The sequence below is a fragment of the Stutzerimonas stutzeri genome, assembly GCF_024448895.1.
Lineage (GTDB): Bacteria > Pseudomonadota > Gammaproteobacteria > Pseudomonadales > Pseudomonadaceae > Stutzerimonas > Stutzerimonas stutzeri_Q.
On record NZ_JAMOIC010000028.1, the window covers coordinates 24,781 to 44,244 of the forward strand.

Here is a 19,464-nt window from a genome sequence, read left to right on the forward strand (position 1 = left end):
GCCACTAGCCGAGCGGACTCTCACCCGGGTTAGGCTCGTTCTTCGGTTCGCCCCTGTCCTGCGCGTCGGTATCATCGTCTGGCTCGCGTGCGTTGCCGTGCTCATCGTGATCGGATGGGGTCAGCTCATCGTTGAGCGGGTCTTTCGAGTTGGTCATGTCAGCGATTCTCCGTCGATTGAACGCGTCAGCCTCTCAAGGCAATCGAAGCGCTGCCTAGCGCTCACGTTTTGAACACGCCGAAGGGCTGGTCGTTCGGTGGATGGCAGACTTCTTGACCTTCGATCAACAGTCGATCACTGCCCGCCAAACATCCCGACCCAATAGATGCCTGCGTCACTGCGCGGGTCCACGGCGTAGGCAGCGCCCATGTCAGTGAATTGCGGATTCATCAAGTTGGCGCAATGGCCTGGGCTCGACAGCCAACCTTCGACAACCTGCCGCGGCCGGTCCAGCGCAGCGGCGATGTTTTGCCCGACCGGTGAGCCGGGATAGCCGGCCAGCTCGGCCCGATCACCCGGCGTGCGGCCATCGGGATCGAGATGGCTGAAGTAGTTGCCGTTGGCCATGCTGCGAGTGTGGCTCTCGGCAAGTTCGGCAAGCGTTGTATTCCAGCTCAACGGCTCGGTTGCAGCAAAGGGCTTGCCGCCGCACTGACGAGCCGTCCCGCGAACACGGTTGATTTCCCCAAGCAGGCTTTGGCCTTCGGTCTGGCTATCTTTCAGATGGCCGCCCAGCAGCGGCCTTGCAACGACGATGCGCCAATCACGCCCTTCGCGACTGACACCGATATCGACATATTGCGGGTCGAGAACCACACGGCAGAAGCTCGCGCGCAGAGCCTGCATGGCCGCTTGGGCATCGCGCGGGCCGGACAGGCTGACCGCCTGCACGTTGACCATCGGGTAGCCCGCACGGGCCAGCGCGCCTTGTAAGTCACCAGCGCTCGTGGCGGGTAGCACCAGCCGCGTGTCCGCCTGCAGGGGCGTCAGTTCCTCGCTCGCGCGGTCGTCGCAGCGCTGCACTTCGCTGCGGTAGGCATTGATCGACTCGATCAACTGCGCCTCCTCTTCCGCGGCGCTAACGACATGACTCCCGCAAAGCAATGCCAGTACGAGCGATAAAGAAAAGAGCAGGCGCATGGATGTCTCCGGTGAGCAGGATCGGCGAGCCGCTGAAGATGCACCTTCATCGCCCTTCACGTCGAGCCTGAGCAGCGCAACGCGCCTGCCGATTGTTGTCTCGCTTGCCGTGCCGCCCGCCACGCAATCTATAATCGTTCTTATTTGCACCGGACTTGCGTATGTCTGCTTCGGCCACCCAACAGATCCTCGCAATCGAGGACGATCCCATTCTCGGCACCCATCTGAAAACCTCACTGGAGAGCCGTGGCTTCGAGGTCACGCTCGCCAGTGACGGCGCGACCGGCCTGGCACTGGCGAGCGACTCGGCCTATGACCTGATCCTGCTTGACGTGATGCTGCCGGAACTCAGCGGCATGGAACTGCTGACCCGCCTGCGCGCACGACGCCGTACGCCAGTGCTGATGATGTCGGCGCTGGGCAACGAAGCCCATCGCATCCAGGGGTTCGACAGCGGCGCGGATGACTACCTGCCCAAACCATTCAGCATTGAGGAGTTGCAGGTGCGCATCGCCGCCATCCTGCGACGCGTGACCTACGAGCGGAACGTCCCGGCAGCCGCGAACGACGAGTCGATGCGCTTCGACGATCAACGCAACGACCTTCGCTACGAGGGCCGCTGGATCGGCTTGACGGCCACTGAGTTCCGGTTGATGAAGGTCCTGCACGATGCCGCAGGCGAAGTGCTGAGCAAGCCGTTCCTGTATCAGCAGGCCCTGCGACGCGGTTATTCGCAGCATGATCGCAGCCTCGACATGCATATCAGCAACATCCGCCGCAAGCTCGCCCGCGAGCAGGCGGTGGCGTTGCGTCTGGAGTCGGTCTGGGGCAAGGGCTACGTACTGGATGTGCAGGCCAGCTGATGCCCAACCGTCATTCGCTGTTCTGGCGTCTTTTGGTGCTGGTGGCCGGTTTCTGCCTCTCGATGATCTGGGCTAGCGGCTATGTGAGCCGTCAGATCGACCGGTCCAGCTCCTACCTTACCGAAGAGGCGCGCACTACGCTTTCCGGGTACGCGAACGAAGCACGCTCCGCCCTACAGAACGGCCCGGCCGCGCTGACGCAGTGGCTTGCGGGCATGCAGACAAGAGAATCGAGCTGGCTGGTCGTCGTCGATGACCAGCTGCAGCCCCTTGGCGGCCAATCCCTGAGCGACGAAGAGCGGCAAATGCTCACGTTCGTGCGGCACTACGATTGGCCCATGAGCCGACGCTACGAGGGGCTGCCGCTGGTCTCCGTGCCGCTGGAAGGCACAGGCGCGAAGCTGATGATGCGGCTTCCGGAGCGCTTTCGCCCCTGGCGCAACCATGCCCTGCTGACCGCTGGCGGGGTTTACCTGCCGCTGGTCCTGTTGTCGATGCTGTTCTGCTGGTTGCTCTACCGCTTGCTGGTTTCCCCGCTGGACCGGCTGCGCCAACAGGCCAACGCGCTTCGCGGCAACCGCCTCGACTCGCTGCTGCCGCCCTCTATCGCAAGGCGCAGCGACGAACTCGGTGAACTGGGCCGTTCACTGGAGTACCTCACCCAACGCCTGCGCGATTCAATCGCCCAGCAGCAGCAATTGCTTCGCGACCTTTCACACGAGCTGCGCACCCCGCTGAGCCGATTGCGCGTCGCCTGCGAAAGCGATCTGAGCGCGGATGAAATGCGCAGCCGCACCGACCGCGAAATCACCAGCATGCAGCAGCTGGTCGACAGCACTCTTGAATTCGCCTGGCTGGATTCGGAACAGCCTCGCTTCGAGTGCGAGCCGGTTGAAGTGGCGGCCCTCTGGGATCTGCTCTGCGAAAACGCCTGTTTCGAAGCCGGGTGGCCGCGCGAGCGAATCAAGGCAAGGCTGCCCGAAGACTGCCAGGTGCTCGGCAACCTCAACGCGCTGGCTCAGGGGATGGAAAACATCCTGCGCAATGCGATCCGCTATTCCCCGATGGACGGAGTGGTCTGCTTGTCGGCCGAACGTGACGGCGACTTCTGGCAGTTGCGAATCGAGGACCAGGGGCCAGGCGTACCGCAGGATCAGCTCCCGGTGATTTTTCGACCCTTCGCCCGACTCAGCGCCGCGCGCCCTGGAGGCGATGGGTTCGGGCTGGGTCTGGCAATCGCCCGGGGCATGGTGCTGATGCAAGGCGGCAGCATCTGGGCAGAACAAGGCGACGCAGGCCTGCGTATGACGATCCGGCTGCGAAGTGTATAGATTGTAAATGCGCTTTACTCTCAAATGAGAATAACTAGCATTGCGGTCGGCGCGAATGACGTGCCGATTTTTGCGGCCTGCAAAGCCGCATCAAAAAAGCAAAGGCTCAGGGAGTAAAGCGGGATGGTCATTTTCAATCGGAACCGCCTGGCGGGCGCTGTCGCCATGGCAACCTGGATGAGTGCACCGGCGTTTGCCGAAGAACCGCTCGAACTCCAGCCGACTACAGTCGTGACCGCTGCAGGCTATGAGCAGAACATCGCCAAGGCACCCGCAAGCATTTCTGTAATCACCCGTGAGCAGCTTGAGAAACAGTCCTACACCAATATCGTCGATGCGATGAAAAACATCCCCGGCGTTTATGTCACCGGTGGGGGCAACATGCAGGACATCAGTGTCCGCGGCATGAGCTCGGCCTACACCCTTTATCTCGTCGACGGACGTCCCATCTCCGCAGGTCGCTCGGTGAATACCAACGGCAGCGATGGCGGCAAGCAGATCGGCCTTCCACCCCTAGCAATGATCGAGCGCATCGAAGTGATCCGCGGCCCGATGTCCTCGCTGTACGGCTCCGAAGCCATGGGTGGCGTCATCAACATCATCACCCGCAAGGGCGGTGACGCCTGGGCGGGCACCGTTTCCACCGAATACAGCCACTCGCTGAACGACGTCAACGAAGACGAGGCGACCGCCAACTTCTACCTCGGCGGCGCGTTGATACCCGGCCTGCTTGGGGCGAGGCTGAACGGCAGCTACACCCGGGCGGACGAAAGTGACTATGTCGGTGGCGGCGATGGCGCTGCCAGCACACCGGACAGCCAGCGCAAGCAAGGCGGTATTGAACTCTACCTGACGCCTGACGAGCGCAACCGCTTGTCGCTCGGCTACCAGGCCGCGCGCCTGAACGACACCCATCATCCGGGCAGCAGCATCGACATCACCGCGACGAAGAACACGACGGACTACGAAAAGGACATCTACACCCTCGCCCATGACGGCCACTATGCCGACTGGCAGATCTCAAGCTACCTGCAACACGACACATCAGAGCGCGTTCAAGACCTGACCAAGCGTGAAGAGGTGACCACGTTGAATACGCAGGCGAGCTACTTCTGGGGCTCGCACGTGTTCACCGTGGGTGGGCAGTACAAGTACGAAGACTTCACCGATAAGTCTAACGGGCTGCTGGTTTCGAACGTACCGGGGGCCGTGGCGAGCGTTGACCGCTGGCTGGCAGCGGTGTTTGCCGAGGCGGAATGGGGCGTGACCGACGACCTGGCGATCACAACGGGCCTGCGCTACAACGACGACGAGCTATTCGGCGGCCACCTATCGCCGCGCCTCTATGGGGTGTACCAATCCACCCCGAACCTGACGCTCAAAGGCGGCGTGTCTACCGGCTACAAGCAGCCTGGCCTTGCGGATGCCACCGAGGGCTTCGGACGCGGCACCGGCGGCGGTGGTTCCCCTGCGCCCTACCCCCGCGGACTGATCATCGGCAACACAGAACTGGAGCCGGAAACCAGTACCAATTACGAGCTGGGCTTCAATTACGACAACCGTGAGTTGGGCTTCGGCACCAGCGTCATGGCGTTCTACACCCAGTACAAGGACAAGATCACCGAGGATCGAATCTGCGAAACCGATACAGGTGGCTCCAACGCCAACCGCAACAACGTTGCCGCCTGGTCCTGCAATTTCGGCGGCAACAACTTCTACTTTCTCAGCACGCGGATGAATGTCGACGAAGCCATCATGCAGGGCGTCGAATGGACTCTGGACTATAACTTCTTGCCAAACCTGCACCTGAGCACCAGCTACACCTTCACCGACTCTGAGCAAAAGACCGGTGAGTTCAAAGGTGACCCGCTGAACAAGCAGCCCAAGCACATGGCCAACGCCCTGCTCGACTGGCAAGCGACGCCTCGCCTGAACGCTTGGCTGCAGGGCAACTATCGCAGCGAGACCAGCACCTACCTGAGCCGCACCAGCATGTCTGACGGCACGCCTGGCTATGGCTTCTTCGACGCCGGCGTCGTGTATCAGCTAACCAACAACGTCGATGTGAAGGCCGGTCTCTACAACATCGCCAACAAGGAAATCACCAATGAGGACTACGAGGTCGTGCTTGATGGCCGGCGGGTGGTGGTTGGCATGACGGTCGACTTCTAAGCGACCACGAAGCGGTAGGTCGCGCAGCCTTTTCCGGCGCGCTATCTCCGCCTCGAATGAACTGCCCGACCGGCTGCAAAGCAACCGTCGGGCTTTTTGGTATGACCTCAGCCGCATCTCATCGAGAGCCCGTCGTGACTTGTTCCGCCACTCAATCACGAAGTACCTGGCCCGCAATTACCGCCCGCATCGGGCTCGCCTTGCTGGGAGGCTACGCCTTCACCTATGCCTTCACCGCCGCGCTTGCGCGGTTGCTGCCGCTCGAGCCGGTGGACGCCATTGCCACGGCGTCGCTGCTGTCATTCGTCGTCTATCTGGTGTTCGTGCTGTGGGCATTTGCTGCGGCCTCGCTGCGACGGGTGCTGATCGGGCTGAGCCTCGCCTTGCCGCTGGCCGTCGTCGGTTTCTGGCCGCAGCTGCTGGAGGTGGTGCGATGAAAGGCAGCCTGACGCAATCCATGTCCTGGCTGCACACCTGGTGCGGGCTGTTGGTCGGCTGGATGCTGTTCGCCATCTTTCTCACCGGAACCCTCGCGGTGTTCGATAAGGAAATCAACTGGTGGATGCAGCCCGAACTGACCGATCAACAGCAATCGGCTGCGTCCGCTGCGGACACGGCGCAGCGTTGGCTAACAGAGCGCCATGCGGACGAAACGAACTGGAACATCAGCCTGCCCACCGAGCGTGCGCCTGATCTGGCCGTCTCTGTCGGTGAGCGCCGCCGTGGTGGCGGCAGCGCCACTCATCTCGACTCTTTGACCGGCGAGACAATCGCGCCGCGGGAGACCATCGGCGGCAACTTCTTCTTCCACTTCCATTACACCCTGCACCTTCCCCGGACGCTCGGGGTTTGGGTGGTCGGCTTCGCAGCCATGGCGATGCTGGTGGCGTTGATCAGCGGCATCATCATTCACAAAAAGATCTTCAAGGAATTCTTCACCTTCCGTCCGGCCAAAGGGCAGCGCTCCTGGCTTGATGGCCACAACGCCAGCGCCGTTCTGCTGCTGCCATTCCATCTGATGATCACCTACACAGGCCTTGCCATCTTCTATCTGCTCTACATGCCTGCAGCGGTGGACGCCCTGTACGACGGCGATACCCAAGCCTATTTCAACAAGGCACAGCCGATCTGGGCGGAACAGCAGGCGCTGCGTGGCGAAGGCCGTGGTGGCAAGCCTGAATTGGCAGCTGCCGCACCGCTGCTCCCGCTGAGCGAGATCGTCAGCCGCGCCGAGGCCCACTATGGTGCAGGCATGATCGGCGGCCTGGCCGTCATCAACCCCGGTCGCGCCAATGCCAAGGTCACGGCACGGCCGGTACTGGGCAATCGCATGGAGCTGACCAAGGGCGAAGGCATTCTGTTCGACGGTGTCACCGGCGAGCTGATCCACGCACCGGAACCGTCGCGCACCAGCCAACTGACGCAACGCGTAATGGCCGGCCTGCACTTCGCCCAGTTCGGCAGTTATCCAATGCGCTGGCTGTACTTCATCTGCGGTCTTGTCAGCTGCGCCATGATCGGCACGGGGCTGGTGCTCTATGCAGTCAAGCAGCGCAAGCAAGCCAAGGCCAATGCGCATTTCCTGCGGATGGTGGAGAGCCTGAACGTGGCCGTCGTCGCCGGGCTTTCCCTGGCTTGCGTCGCGCTTCTGTGGGGCAACCGTTTGCTGCCAATGGAGCTGGCCGCGCGTCAGGACTGGGAGCTGCGGCTGTTCTTCGGCGTATGGGCGCTCAGCTGGATGCACGGCTGGCTGCGTAGCCCGCTACATGCCTGGCGCGAACAGCTTTCCACTGCCGCGCTATTGGCTTTCACGCTGCCGGTGCTGGATCTATGGACTTCTGAAGGTTCGCTGGACGTCATGCGCTTGTCACTGCTGGCGACCGTCGCTTTTATGGGGCTACTGCTGGGCTGGACGGTATGGAAAATTCCAACTGTGATTGCCGCGCGAAAGGCCCGCTCGGCTCGCCTTGATCGCCCCGTTGCCGGAGCTTCGTCATGAGCGGTTCGGCGCTATTCGCCACGCTCCTGCTGGCTTATGCCGGCATGCTCGGCTTTTGCCTGGGCAAGGAGCGTCACTGGAAGCACCTGATCAGCCCACGCGTGCCGGCCGGGCTTCGTCAACTGTGTGCCCCAGCCGGCTGTGTACTGCTCGGGTTCGCCGTCTACGCGGCTTTTCAGGTCTGGCCGGGAGGGATGGCAGTGGTCGGGTGGTTCGGCCTTATTTCACTGGCTGGGTTTGCGTTACTGATGTTGCTGCCCTATGCACCACGACTGGCGGTGAACCTGCCGCTGGTTGGAGGGCTGATCTGGGCGGTCGCCACCCTGATCTGATGACCCGGCGAAATCGCGGGCGACCAAGCACCGACAATAAAACCCTCGTTGCTGTATCGTGATTCAAATGCTGCGACAGCATCCTTCCTGCAAGCGGTACGGCCTAGACGCCCCACCGCTTTCATGGCTCGCCGATTCTTGACGCCTCTGCCGTACCGCCTTGCGGTTTGGCGCATGCACGAGGCTGTACGGCGATTTGGCAGAAACCGGCAATCGGTTTCCCGTTGTTCCGAAAGCTTGCCGCCGTGGTTCCTCTCGACAGGATCCGGCGCCTCTACGCCTGCTCCCCCACATCCGCTGGCCGGACAGGCGCTCATGACCTCAGTTTTTCGTCACATTCTCGGACGCCATCGGCGCTCGCCCCTCTGGAACGATCTCGCGCCCGTGCGCGACGAGCTGTTCGGCACCGAACGGCTGGAACACCACGCCCGCAGCCTGGCCGCCGCGCAGCCGGTTACCGACCACCCACCCGCGGTGATGTCGCTGCATGCGCGGCTGAACGACAACGCAGCGGTTCTGCTGGCTGCCTACCGTGCCAGCGCTACAGAGCTGGAAAGTGGCCGCAGCGTGGTCCCGGCGGCGGAATGGCTGCTGGATAACTACCACCTGGTCGAGGCGCAGATCCGCGAGATTCGTGATGACCTGCCACCGGGCTTCTACCGTCAGCTGCCCAAACTGGCCGAAGGCCCTTTAGCCGGCTATCCGCGCGTGTTCGGCATCGCCTGGGCCTTCGTGGCGCACACCGACAGCCACTTCGATCCCGAAACGCTGCGCCGCTTCATCAGCGCCTATCAGCACGTTCAGCCGCTGAGCATTGGCGAACTCTGGGCCGTGGCGATCACCCTGCGCATCGTGCTGATCGAGAACCTGCGGCGTCTGAGCGACCAGATTACCGATGGCCGCGCGACCCGGTCGTCGGCCGATGCCATGGCCAGTCGACTGTTGTCTGCCGTCTCGCCAAAAAGAGCCCTCGAGGAGGAAATCACCACGCGTGGCAGCGCGCCGATGTCCGAAGTGTTTGCGGCAGAACTGGCCAAGCGCCTTCGCGACCAGGACCCGAACACAACGCCCGCGCTGGGCTGGCTGGAAGAGCTACTGGGGCAGCAGGACACTTCGATCGACCAGGTGGTGCAGCACTCGCAGCAACGCCAGGGCGCGTCCAACGTCAGCGTGCGCAATGTCATCACCAGCATGCGGCTGATCTCGGATATCGACTGGACCGAGTTGTTCGAGAGCGTCAGCCTGGTGGACGAGCGACTGCGCGCCGGCAGCGCCTTCGCCCTCATGGATTTCCCCACACGCAACCTCTACCGCAGCGCCATCGAACAGCTCGCGCGAGGCTCGACCGCGACCGAGCTGGACGTGGCCGGCGCTGCACTCAGCGCAGCGGCTGCCGCGACAACGGATGATCCCGTTCAGGATGAACGCGTCAGCGATCCGGGCTATCACCTGATCGGCGAAGGCCGCCTCGCCCTCGAACGCAGCATCGATTTCAGCCCGTCGCTGGGGCTGCGCTTGAGTCGATTCCATGTGCAGCTCGGCATCGTCGGCTATGTCGGCTCGATTCTGCTGGTCACCGCCCTGCTGCTGTCGATCGGGCTGCAGGCCCTGACCAGCGCGGGCGTTGGCGCAGCATGGCTAGCGCTGCTGGCAGTCGTCGCATTCCTGCCAATCACCGATGTTGCCACCACGCTGGTTAACCGCTTAGTGACCTGGCGCTTTGGCGCCATGACCTTGCCCGGTCTGGACCTGACCACCGGCGTGCCGCAATCGCTTCGCACCCTGGTCGCAGTGCCGACACTGCTTACCAATGAAGCGGACCTGCTAGAACAGATCGAACGCATCGAGGTGCATCATCTGGCTGGCGCGGGCGGTGACCTCACCTTTGCGTTGTTGACCGATGGGCTGGATGCGGACGCTGAGACCCTGCCTGGCGATGCGCATCTGCTCGCGGTCGCGGTTGACGCCATTGCCAGCCTGAACCAACGCTATGGCCCGGCGCCCGGAGGCAGTCGATTCCTGATCCTGCACCGGCGCCGGCAGTTCAACCCGAGCGAAGGTCGCTGGATGGGTTGGGAGCGCAAGCGCGGCAAGCTGCATGAACTGAACCGACTGCTGCGCGGCGCCACGGACACCAGCTACATGCCGCTGGCCGGCTGCTCGCAGCAGCTGCCCACCGATGTGCGTTACGTGATAACCCTGGACGCCGACACCCGCCTGCCGCGCGATGCCGCCATGCGCCTGATCGGCAAGATGGCGCACCCACTCAACCGCCCGCGGTTCAGCGCCTCCGAGCAGCGCGTGGTCAACGGCTACGCAATTCTCCAGCCACGCGTGACCCCTTCACTGCCAGTGGGCCGTGAAGGCTCGTTCTATCAAAGGGTGTTCTCCAGTCCGGGCGGCATGGACCCTTATGCAGCGGCCGTCTCAGACGTCTATCAGGACCTGTTCGGCGAAGGCTCCTACACCGGCAAAGGCATCTATGAAATCGATGCGTTCGAGGCGGCGCTCGCCGGCCGCGTACCGGAAAACACAATGCTCAGCCATGACCTGTTCGAGGGCGTCTTCGCCCGCGCAGGTCTGGCGACGGATGTCGAGGTGGTGGAGGAATTTCCATCGCGCTACGACGTGTCAGGCAAACGCCAGCATCGCTGGACCCGCGGCGACTGGCAGCTGCTGCCCTGGATATTCGGTGCCCGTAATGGCCCGCAGGCCTTGCCCGACATCGGCCGTTTCAAGATGCTCGACAACCTGCGCCGCTCACTGGTCGCGCCGCTGACACTGCTCGCGCTGACACTGTGCTGGATGCTACCGCTCGGGGCCGCCTTGGTTGGCACCGCGCTCGTTATCGCGACAATGGCGATTCCGGCATTGCTGCCGATCTGCTTCGCGCTGCTGCCGGCTCGCAGTGGCATCTGTGCGCAAAGCCACTTTCGAAGGCTACTGAATGACCTGCGCCTGGCCGCTTCGCAAACCGGGCTCAATCTGGCGTTTCTGCCGGATCAGGCCTGGCGCATGGTCGATGCCATCGTGCGGACAATTTCGCGCCTCTCTGCCAAGCGGAACTTGCTGGAATGGACCACCGCTGCTCAATCAGCCATCAGCCCACGCTTGAAGCTGAGCGGTTTCTATCGCGGCATGGCCGGCGGCGCGGCCTTGGGTGCTGGAGCGGTCATCGTTGCACTGCTGATCGCACCCGGCTCCTGGCCTGTCGTGCTGCCCTTCGCCCTGCTTTGGCTGGGCGCACCCGCAATTGCCTTGTGGGCCAGCCGTTCACCGCGGATTGCCCGTAGCCAGAAACTTGCCGAGCCGGACGCCGAAGAACTGCGGTTGATTGCCCGGCGCACCTGGCGCTTCTTCGAAACATTCGTCACGCCGGCTGACAACATGCTGCCGCCGGACAATTTTCAGGAAGACCCCAAGCCGGTCGTCGCACGCCGCACCTCGCCAACGAACATGGGCCTTTACCTCCTCTCGTCAGTGGCGGCCCGTGATTTCGGTTGGGCCGGCACCCTGCAGACCCTCGACCGCCTGGAGGCGACGCTGGACAGCATGGCGCGCCTGCAACGTCATCGCGGGCACTTCTTCAACTGGTATGCCACCGAAGACATGCGTGCGCTGGAGCCGGCCTACGTGTCGGCGGTGGACAGCGGCAACCTTGCCGGCCACCTGATCGCCATCGCCAATGCCTGCGAGGAATGGTTCGACGCACCGACCGCGCCGGATGCTCGTGCGGGCCTGCACGACACCCTGCTGCTGATCCGTCAGGCCATCGCCGCACTACCGACCGCCCATGGCGAACGGGGCCGCCCGCTTACCGAACTGCTCGATGAAATCGCCGCGCAATTGGGCGATGAGCAAGCGCTCGATACTCTTTCCGCGACGCTGCGCCAACTGGCTGAAAAAGCCGCCCGCCTGAGCCTGGAAATCTGCCCGCCGAACGAAGACGACGAGCCGGCTGACCTACGCTTCTGGATCGACGCACTGGGCCAGACGCTGGCCGAGCACGCCCGTGACCGTCAGCTGCAAGGCGAGACGTTGATAGACATACAAGCGCGCCTGCGTGAGCTGGCCCGCACCACCAGGCAGATGGCGCTGGAAATGGACTTCGCCTTCCTGCTCGACCCCGAGCGCAAGCTGCTGTCGATTGGCTATGGGCTGGCCGAGAACAGCCTCGACCCGAGTTGCTACGACCTGCTGGCTTCCGAAGCGCGTCTGGCCAGCCTGTTCGCCATCGCCAAGGGCGACGTGACCACGCGCCACTGGTTCCGCCTGGGCCGCACCGCGACCCCGCTGGGCAACGGCTCGGCCCTGATCTCTTGGTCGGGCTCGATGTTCGAATACCTGATGCCTTCGCTGGTCATGCGTGCGCCGGCAGGCAGTCTGCTGGAGCAGACCAACAGCCTGGTGGTGCAGCGCCAACAGGACTATGGAAACGACCGCAACGTCCCATGGGGCGTGTCCGAGTCGGCTTACCATGCACGTGATATGGAATTCACCTACCAGTATTCCAACTTCGGCGTGCCGGGCCTCGGCCTTAAGCGCGGGCTGGCGGAGAATCTGGTCATTGCACCCTACGCCACCGGCCTTGCCACCATGGTCGACGCTCCTGGCGCGCAAGCGAATTTCCGTCGCATGGCGGAGATGGGGGCGGTTGGCCGTTACGGCTTCTACGAGGCACTGGACTTCACACCGGCGCGACTGCCGGACGGCAAGTCCTTCGTCATCGTGCGCAATTACATGGCGCACCACCAGGGCATGACCATCGTCGCCATCGCCAATACCCTGCAGGACGGGCAAATGCGCGCTCGTTTTCATCGCGAGCCGATGATCCAGGCCTGTGAACTGCTGCTGCAGGAGCGCATGCCACGCGATGTAGCCATCGCCCATCCACGCGCTGAAGAAGTGAAGATTCGCGCCGTCGAGGGCAGTGGCGATCCACAAGCGCTGCGTCGACTCAGCGCCAGCGCCGCAGGTGCTGCGCCGATCACCCATTTGCTCAGCAACGGGCGTTACGCCGTGATGCTCACCGCTGCCGGTGCCGGCTACAGCCGCTGGCGCGACATAGCGGTGACCCGCTGGCGCGAAGATGCCAGCCGTGATGATTACGGCTCGTTCATCTTCCTGCGCGACACGGCCGATGGTCGCGTCTGGCCGGCTGGCGGCCAGCCCAGCGACAGCGATGCCCTGAGCCATGAAGTGATCTTTGGCGAGGACCGCGCCGAGTTCATTCGCCATGATCAGGATCTCACCACCACGCTTGATGTGCTGGTATCTGGCGAAGATGACGGCGAAGTACGCCGCGTCTCGCTCGTCAACAGCGGTCCCGATGCCCGAGAAATCGAGCTCACGTCCTACAGCGAAGTGGTGCTCACCACACCGTCTACCGACAACGCGCACCCGGCCTTTGCCAAGCTGTTCGTGGTCACGGAATACTTGCCCGAGTTCGGCGCTTTGCTCGCCACTCGACGCCTGCGCAGCGAGGGCGAGCGACCGATCTGGGCGGCGCATTTCGCGGTGGCCGAAGGCGAAGTCGTGGCCGATCCGCAGTACGAAACCGATCGCGCCCGTTTCATTGGCCAGCGACCGAGCGTTGCTGCTGCGGCCGTCATCGCTGAAGGATTGGCGCTATCGAACACGGTGGGGACGGTGCTCGACCCGATCTTCGCGCTCAAGTACCGGGTCAAGGTCGCACCGGGCAAGGTCGCCCGTGTGGCGTTCTGGACCATGATCGCCGGCTCGAGGGACGAGCTGCTCAACCTGATCGAGAAACACCACGACCGCAGCGCCTACGACCGCGCCAAGACCCTGGCCTGGACCCAGGCGCAAGTGCAGCTGCGTCACCTGGACATCAAACCGGCCGAAGCCGCTGACTTTCAGCGCCTCGCCGCGCCCATCCTTTATGCCGACCCGCAGTTCCGCGCACCGTCGGCGGCGATCATCGAGGGCGCTGGCGCACAGTCGGGTCTCTGGCCGCATTCGATCTCCGGCGACCTGCCCATCGTACTGCTGCGCATCGACGACGTTCAGGACATCGCCCAGGTGCGCCAGCTACTGCGCGCCCACGAATACTGGCGCATGAAGCGCCTGGCGGTGGATCTGGTGATTCTCAACGAGCACGCCAGCTCCTACCTGCAGGACTTGCAGATCGCTATCGAAACCGCCGTGCGCAGCAGCCAGTCGCGCCCGCGTTTTGGTGCCGAACTTGCTCAAGGCACGGTGTACATGCTGCGCGCCGACCTGCTGAGCACCGAGGCGCGTGCGCTGCTGCGCAGCGTGGCTCGTCTATCGCTGATCGCTCGCCGCGGTCCGATCGCCAATCAGCTGGCCAACCAATTGGTCGCATCTCAGGCACCGGCCATGCCGCCACGTCTTGCCGATCGCCGATCCAATGGAATGGCGACGTCAGCTGCCGCACGTCCCTCGGCCGCCGAGATTTCCCAGCACCTTGAGTGCTTCAACGGGCTGGGCGGTTTCGACAAGGATGGCCGTGAGTACGTGACCCTACTGGAAGCGGACGCCAACACACCCGCGCCCTGGATCAACGTGATCGCCAATCCGCAGTTCGGCTTCCAGGTCTCGGCGCAAGGCAGTGGTTACACCTGGGCTGAAAACAGCCGGGAGAACCAACTGACGCCCTGGTCCAACGACCCGGTTACCGACCCCTGCGGCGAAGCCTTCTACATCCACGACGAGGACAGCGGCGCGCTATTCAGCCCCACCGCTCAGCCGATCCGAGATGGCGGGCTCTACATTGCGCGGCACGGACACGGCTACAGCCGCTTCGAACACCAGGCCGACGGCATCGCCATGGACCTGCTTGAATACGTGCCGCTGGCCGATCCCATCAAGATCTCCCGCCTGACCCTGCGCAACCTATCGGCCGTGCCGCGCAGGCTGTCGGTTACCCGCTACAGCGAATGGGTGCTCGGCACCGCGCGTGGTGCCAACGCGCCTTACATCATCACCGAACGCTATGAAAGCCTCGGCATGCTGCTGGCGCGCAACCCCTGGAGCAGCGCCTTCCCCGGCCGCGTGGCTTTTGCCGACCTTGGCGGTAGGCAAACCGGCTGGACCGCCAATCGCCGCGAATTCCTCGGTCGCAACAGCGGCCCCGCTACGCCTGCGGCACTTCTCGCGGGAGCCCCCCTGTCGGGAATCACTGGCGCAGGCATGGACCCTTGCTCGGCCTTGCAGACAAGCATCGAACTGGCTGCCGGCGAAAGCATCGAAATCGTCGCCTTTATCGGCCAATGCCCCTCAGCAGAGGCGGCCCGAGCACTGGTCGAGCGTTATCGCCAGGCAGATCTGGACGCGGTGCTTCTGGAAGTCACCGAGCACTGGCGCACCGCACTGGGTGCGATACAGGTGAAAACGCCGGACCGCACGATGGATATCATGCTCAACGGCTGGCTGCTGTATCAGACCCTCGCCTGCCGCATCTGGGCGCGCTCGGCGTTCTATCAGGCCAGCGGCGCCTACGGCTTCCGCGACCAGCTGCAGGACGGCATGGCGCTGACCTTCTCGCGGCCCGAGGCTACCCGCAGCCACATCCTGCGCGCTGCCAGTCGCCAGTTCCCCGAGGGCGACGTACAGCACTGGTGGCTGCCGCACTCCGGTCAGGGCGTGCGTACGCGCATCTCCGATGACCGTGTCTGGTTGTCGTTTGCCACGGCAACCTATATTCAAGTTTCCGGCGACGCGGCGATCCTTGATGAGCCAGTGACCTTTCTCGAAGGGCCGCTGCTCAAGCCCGGCGAGCACGATGCCTTCTTCCAGCCGATGATGGCCGGCGATGCCGCGCCGCTGTTCGAGCATTGCGCGCGCGGCCTGGATCAGTGCCTGGAGCTGCACGGCGAACTCGGCCTTCCGCTGATTGGCGGTGGCGACTGGAACGACGGTATGAACCGCGTCGGCGAACACGGCAAAGGCGAAAGCGTCTGGCTTGGCTGGTTGCTGCTGCGCACCATCGAGCTCTTTGCGCCGCTGGCTGAGGGGCGCGGCACCGTGGCTGACGCCCAACGTGCCGAGCGCTGGCGTGAACACGCCGTGGCGCTCACCGATTCGCTGGAAGAAAAGGCCTGGGATGGCGAGTGGTATCGCCGCGCGACCTTCGATGACGGCACCTGGCTGGGTTCCAAAGACAGCGACGAGTGCCGCATCGACTCCATTGCCCAGTCCTGGGCGGTGTTGTCAGGCGCGGCCGACCCCGCCCGCGCGAAGCAGGCCATGGCTTCGGTTCAGCATCACCTGATCCGCGAACATGACGGGCTAGCGCTGCTCTTCACGCCGCCATTCGACAAGACCGAGAAGGAGCCGGGTTACATCAAGGGCTATCCAGCAGGGCTGCGTGAGAACGGCGGGCAATACAGCCATGCCGCGATGTGGGCCATGCTCGCCTTTGCCAAACTCGGCGACGGTGATGCAGCGTGCCGCATGTTCAGGCTACTCAACCCGATCAATCACGCGCTGACACCTGAAGAGAGCCGACGCTACAAGGTCGAACCCTATGTGGTCGCGGCGGACGTCTACGGCGTCGCTCCGCACAACGGCCGCGGCGGCTGGACTTGGTACACCGGCGCTGCAGGCTGGATGCATCGCGCCGGCGTCGAGGGCATCCTCGGTATCCGCCGTGAGGGCGAATGGCTGATAGTCGACCCTTGCATTAGCAGTGAGTGGCCCGGATTTGAAGCCACGATCACCCTGGGCGAAACCCGCTACGCCATCCGCGTGGAAAACCCTGCGAAGGGCAATCGAGGCATCAGGCACGCGCAGCTGGATGAAAGCACGCTTGAGTGCGCTAATGGTTCGGTGCGTCTAGCGCTGGATGGGGGGCAGCATCAGGTGGTGTTGACGCTCTAGAACGGAAGAATGCCTCTGACTCAACCGCTCCCAGTGGTTCTCACCTCACAAGCGTGAGGACCATAGGGCAGGTTCGACCAGGCCCAAGGGATTTGGGGCCGAGCATGGAGCATTGGGTGGGGGCGTGGCGGAGCGGGACGGCTGGTCAGGTTGCGCTTCATTGGCAACGTGCAGCTTCTCGTTACCTGCAAGCTGGCTCAACCAGGAAGGTTTCAATCAGGCTTGGAAGGGATCGGCTCGAATCTAGCGATCCGGCAAACGATTTGCACTTTGTAACGCCCTGCTGCTCACGTCAGAGACGTAGGCAGCAAGGTCTACGTAAATCCTGGCCGGCCGACGTAGACGACGCCAGACAGGATTTTTTCGCTTACCAGTTATAGCTGACCTTCGCCGTGATCTCGCGGCCTGGGTTGTAGTAGTCCGCAGTGCCAGAGCCGACTACGTGCTGCTCGTCGAGCAGATTGCTGACGTTGATGGCCAGGTCGGTGTCTTTGGCGATGTTGTAGTTGAAGGCAGCGTCGAAAAGCGTAGTTGCGTCGCTCTTGCTGGTATTAGCAAGGTTGAAGTAATAGGCGCCTACATAACGCGCGCCCAGACCAGCGCTCATCTTCGTGCCAGGGAAGTTGTAATAGCTCCACAGCGAGCCAGAATGCTTCGGCGCAACATCGAACTCATTCCCTTCTCGAGCGGGATTGATGTCACGAACGACTTCCGACTCCATATAGGAATAACCACCGACCAAGCTTAGGTTTTCGGTGATTTCAGCTTTGGCTTCCAAATCCAGACCACGCGTTCGGGTTTCACCAATTGTTTGTTGCTCGATACGGCCATCATCCAGCACAACGGCAAACGTAACGTTGTCTTGGGTGAGGTCATAGATAGCAGCCGAGAACAATGCATTCATACCCAGGGGCGCGTATTTCACGCCAAGCTCATATTGCTTACCACGCTTAGGTGTGACGCCGATTTCGGGTGGAGCCACCGACTCGACCATGCTGACATAGGTGGAAACTTCGTCGGAGACGATATAGGTCAGCGCACCGCGGTAAGAGGTCTCGGCAAAGCTGTCGTTATCATCAAATACCACGGGGCTTGAGAAGGTATTAAAGCCCTTGCTGGACAGATCCATGAAGTCCCTGCGCGCACCAGCCGTGATAATGAAGCGCTCATATAAAGACAGGTTTTGCTGAAGGAAAACGGCAGTAGTCTCGGCGTCTTCATCACGAACAGTATAGGGCGCAGCTCCGCGAGCGACACCGGTGAAAACAGGATTAGCGATATCAATCGAGGATGCGGCTGTATATATGGAGCTATCTTTGGTAGATGAGTCTAGATACTCAATGCCCACCATAGTGCTGCTGTCGACATTCTCGAAACGGTGATCATATTGCAGCATCACGTTTCCGTTCAGCTGGTCGGCTTCACTGTCCGTAGCAAACTGAACACGAGGGACAGTTGTGCCCAACCGACCGGCGGAATCGCTCAGGTACACATAGCCAAAGTCGTCGGTCAGTTCGCTGTAACGCAAATTGGCGCGCACTACAAAACCGTTATCGAAGTCATGTGTGATATTGCCGCTGATACTAGTGCGTTCTACATCGTGAAAGTTGTAACCGGGCTCGCCAAAAAATTCGTCGCGGTCGTATTCCCTGTCCAGCGGATAGCCGCCGCTGTTGGGTGAACTTTCAGTCTTCAGGTGATCCAGAACAATTGTAGCCGACGTGAAATCGGTCGGTGCCCAGGTCAAGCCGCCCATCACTAGCTGGTTGTCGTCCTGCGAATGATCGTACTCACGTTCGCTGTCTTGCTTTTTGGCAGTGAAACGGCCAGCCAGCGTTTTGCTTTCATTGAGCGCATCACCCACATCGATGCCGACTTCCTTGTGATCGAACGAACCGTAGGTGACATAGCCTTGGCCAAACGAGTCGAAGCGCGGCTGTTTGCTCACGAAGTTAACCGAACCACCAGGATCAGCGGGACCAAACAGGGTCGAGTTGGCACCACGCAGAATCTCGACGCGCTCATACGCGAACGGGTCCTCACGAACGCCACGCATCGAACTGAGGGTCAAGCCATCACGGTAGGTCGTGGCCTGAAATCCACGAATCTTGAAATAGTCGTTGCGGTCATCGGAGCCGTAATAGTCCGCGATGACGCCCGGCGTGTACTGCAGAACCTCTTCAGTGGTACTGGCACTGCGCTGCTCGATTTCCTTCTGGGTGACAACGGAAACCGAAGCGGGCGTGTTGAGGATGCTGGTAGGGACCTTGCCGCCCACCCAAAGCTCCTGAGCAACAACCGTGCTGGCGTCGTCGCCGGCAGATGCGTTGGCGTTAACGATGATGGGAGCGAGGCGGAACGGCTCCTTGCCATCAGCATTGCTCGATTCCTGCGCGCTTGCGCTCAAGGGAGCAGCTACCAATGGGGCACAGCACAGAAAGGCGGTTGTGGTGCGGCGCCAAGGTGTCTGGGCCTTATCAAGCCGGGCTTTACTACCAGTCATACTCGAGGTCCTCTGTGTTTGGGTGGTGGCAACCGCGCGCCTCATGATTTCTTGTTACAACAGGTCACATAGATTCGCGGGCACCGGATGATAATCAAACGCTAATGAGATAAGTAATCATTTCTGCAACTGAATAGAAAATATTCTCAGCTGGCTTTCCCCTCGAGGAGCTCAAGCCCGGGATCCACACCCGGCGCTCCACCTGGGTACCACCCCAGTTCTGCCCAAGGCTGTCAGCATCAGTTGCATAACTCGCCCGGCG

General features: G+C 62.2%; 10 protein-coding genes. 7 read left to right on the forward strand and 3 right to left on the reverse strand.

The window, feature by feature from the left end:
- Positions 1 to 4: 4 nt before the first annotated feature.
- Positions 5 to 157 carry a hypothetical protein gene (locus NA619_RS22315; RefSeq protein ID WP_255963977.1) on the reverse strand — a complete coding sequence of 51 codons (153 nt, stop codon included), beginning with the start codon at positions 155 to 157 and terminating at the stop codon, positions 5 to 7.
- 137 nt (positions 158 to 294) lie between these two features.
- The gene (locus NA619_RS22320) at positions 295 to 1,140 is read right to left on the reverse strand and encodes a CAP domain-containing protein (RefSeq protein WP_255963978.1); all 846 of its coding nucleotides are present in this window, start codon (positions 1,138 to 1,140) and stop codon (positions 295 to 297) included.
- A 161-nt stretch (positions 1,141 to 1,301) separates the two neighbouring features.
- Between NA619_RS22320 and NA619_RS22325 the strand changes: the two genes are divergently transcribed.
- From NA619_RS22325 to NA619_RS22355, 7 genes are all read left to right on the forward strand, one after another.
- On the forward strand, positions 1,302 to 2,003 hold the full coding sequence (locus NA619_RS22325; RefSeq protein WP_255963979.1) for a response regulator transcription factor: 702 nt from the start codon (positions 1,302 to 1,304) through the stop codon (positions 2,001 to 2,003).
- Entirely contained in the window at positions 2,003 to 3,334 is a 1,332-nt protein-coding gene (locus NA619_RS22330; protein ID WP_255963980.1) for a HAMP domain-containing sensor histidine kinase, read from the forward strand. Before NA619_RS22325 ends, NA619_RS22330 begins: the two co-directional genes overlap by 1 nt.
- 123 nt (positions 3,335 to 3,457) lie before the next feature.
- Positions 3,458 to 5,506, forward strand: a complete 2,049-nt coding sequence (locus tag NA619_RS22335) for a TonB-dependent receptor domain-containing protein (protein WP_255963981.1) — start codon at positions 3,458 to 3,460, stop codon at positions 5,504 to 5,506.
- A gap of 134 nt (positions 5,507 to 5,640) precedes the next feature.
- A complete protein-coding gene (locus NA619_RS22340) occupies positions 5,641 to 5,943 on the forward strand; it encodes an iron transporter (RefSeq protein WP_255963982.1) in 303 nt (100 codons plus the stop codon).
- Complete coding sequence (locus NA619_RS22345; protein WP_255963983.1) at positions 5,940 to 7,505, forward strand: PepSY-associated TM helix domain-containing protein; 1,566 nt, start codon at positions 5,940 to 5,942, stop codon at positions 7,503 to 7,505. Before NA619_RS22340 ends, NA619_RS22345 begins: the two co-directional genes overlap by 4 nt.
- Positions 7,502 to 7,837 carry a DUF3325 domain-containing protein gene (locus tag NA619_RS22350; protein WP_255963984.1) on the forward strand — a complete coding sequence of 112 codons (336 nt, stop codon included), beginning with the start codon at positions 7,502 to 7,504 and terminating at the stop codon, positions 7,835 to 7,837. Before NA619_RS22345 ends, NA619_RS22350 begins: the two co-directional genes overlap by 4 nt.
- Positions 7,838 to 8,152: 315 nt before the next feature.
- Positions 8,153 to 16,699, forward strand: a complete 8,547-nt coding sequence (locus NA619_RS22355) for a GH36-type glycosyl hydrolase domain-containing protein (RefSeq protein WP_255963985.1) — start codon at positions 8,153 to 8,155, stop codon at positions 16,697 to 16,699.
- A gap of 367 nt (positions 16,700 to 17,066) precedes the next feature.
- On the opposite strand, the gene NA619_RS22360 is transcribed toward NA619_RS22355, so the two are convergent.
- Positions 17,067 to 19,202, reverse strand: coding sequence for a TonB-dependent siderophore receptor (locus NA619_RS22360; RefSeq protein ID WP_255963986.1), 2,136 nt, complete (start codon positions 19,200 to 19,202; stop codon positions 17,067 to 17,069).
- Between the last annotated feature and the right edge of the window lie 262 nt (positions 19,203 to 19,464).

What these genes read in the sequence shown, in the direction of transcription:
- NA619_RS22350 (WP_255963984.1), top strand. Translation starts at nt 7,502, where the DNA reads ATGAGCGGTTCGGCGCTATTCGCCACGCTCCTGCTGGCTTATGCCGGC.
- NA619_RS22330 (WP_255963980.1), top strand. Translation starts at nt 2,003, where the DNA reads ATGCCCAACCGTCATTCGCTGTTCTGGCGTCTTTTGGTGCTGGTGGCC.
- NA619_RS22345 (WP_255963983.1), top strand. Translation starts at nt 5,940, where the DNA reads ATGAAAGGCAGCCTGACGCAATCCATGTCCTGGCTGCACACCTGGTGC.
- NA619_RS22355 (WP_255963985.1), top strand. Translation starts at nt 8,153, where the DNA reads ATGACCTCAGTTTTTCGTCACATTCTCGGACGCCATCGGCGCTCGCCC.
- NA619_RS22315 (WP_255963977.1), bottom strand. Translation starts at nt 157, where the DNA reads ATGACCAACTCGAAAGACCCGCTCAACGATGAGCTGACCCCATCCGAT.
- NA619_RS22320 (WP_255963978.1), bottom strand. Translation starts at nt 1,140, where the DNA reads ATGCGCCTGCTCTTTTCTTTATCGCTCGTACTGGCATTGCTTTGCGGG.
- NA619_RS22325 (WP_255963979.1), top strand. Translation starts at nt 1,302, where the DNA reads ATGTCTGCTTCGGCCACCCAACAGATCCTCGCAATCGAGGACGATCCC.
- NA619_RS22335 (WP_255963981.1), top strand. Translation starts at nt 3,458, where the DNA reads ATGGTCATTTTCAATCGGAACCGCCTGGCGGGCGCTGTCGCCATGGCA.
- NA619_RS22360 (WP_255963986.1), bottom strand. Translation starts at nt 19,202, where the DNA reads ATGACTGGTAGTAAAGCCCGGCTTGATAAGGCCCAGACACCTTGGCGC.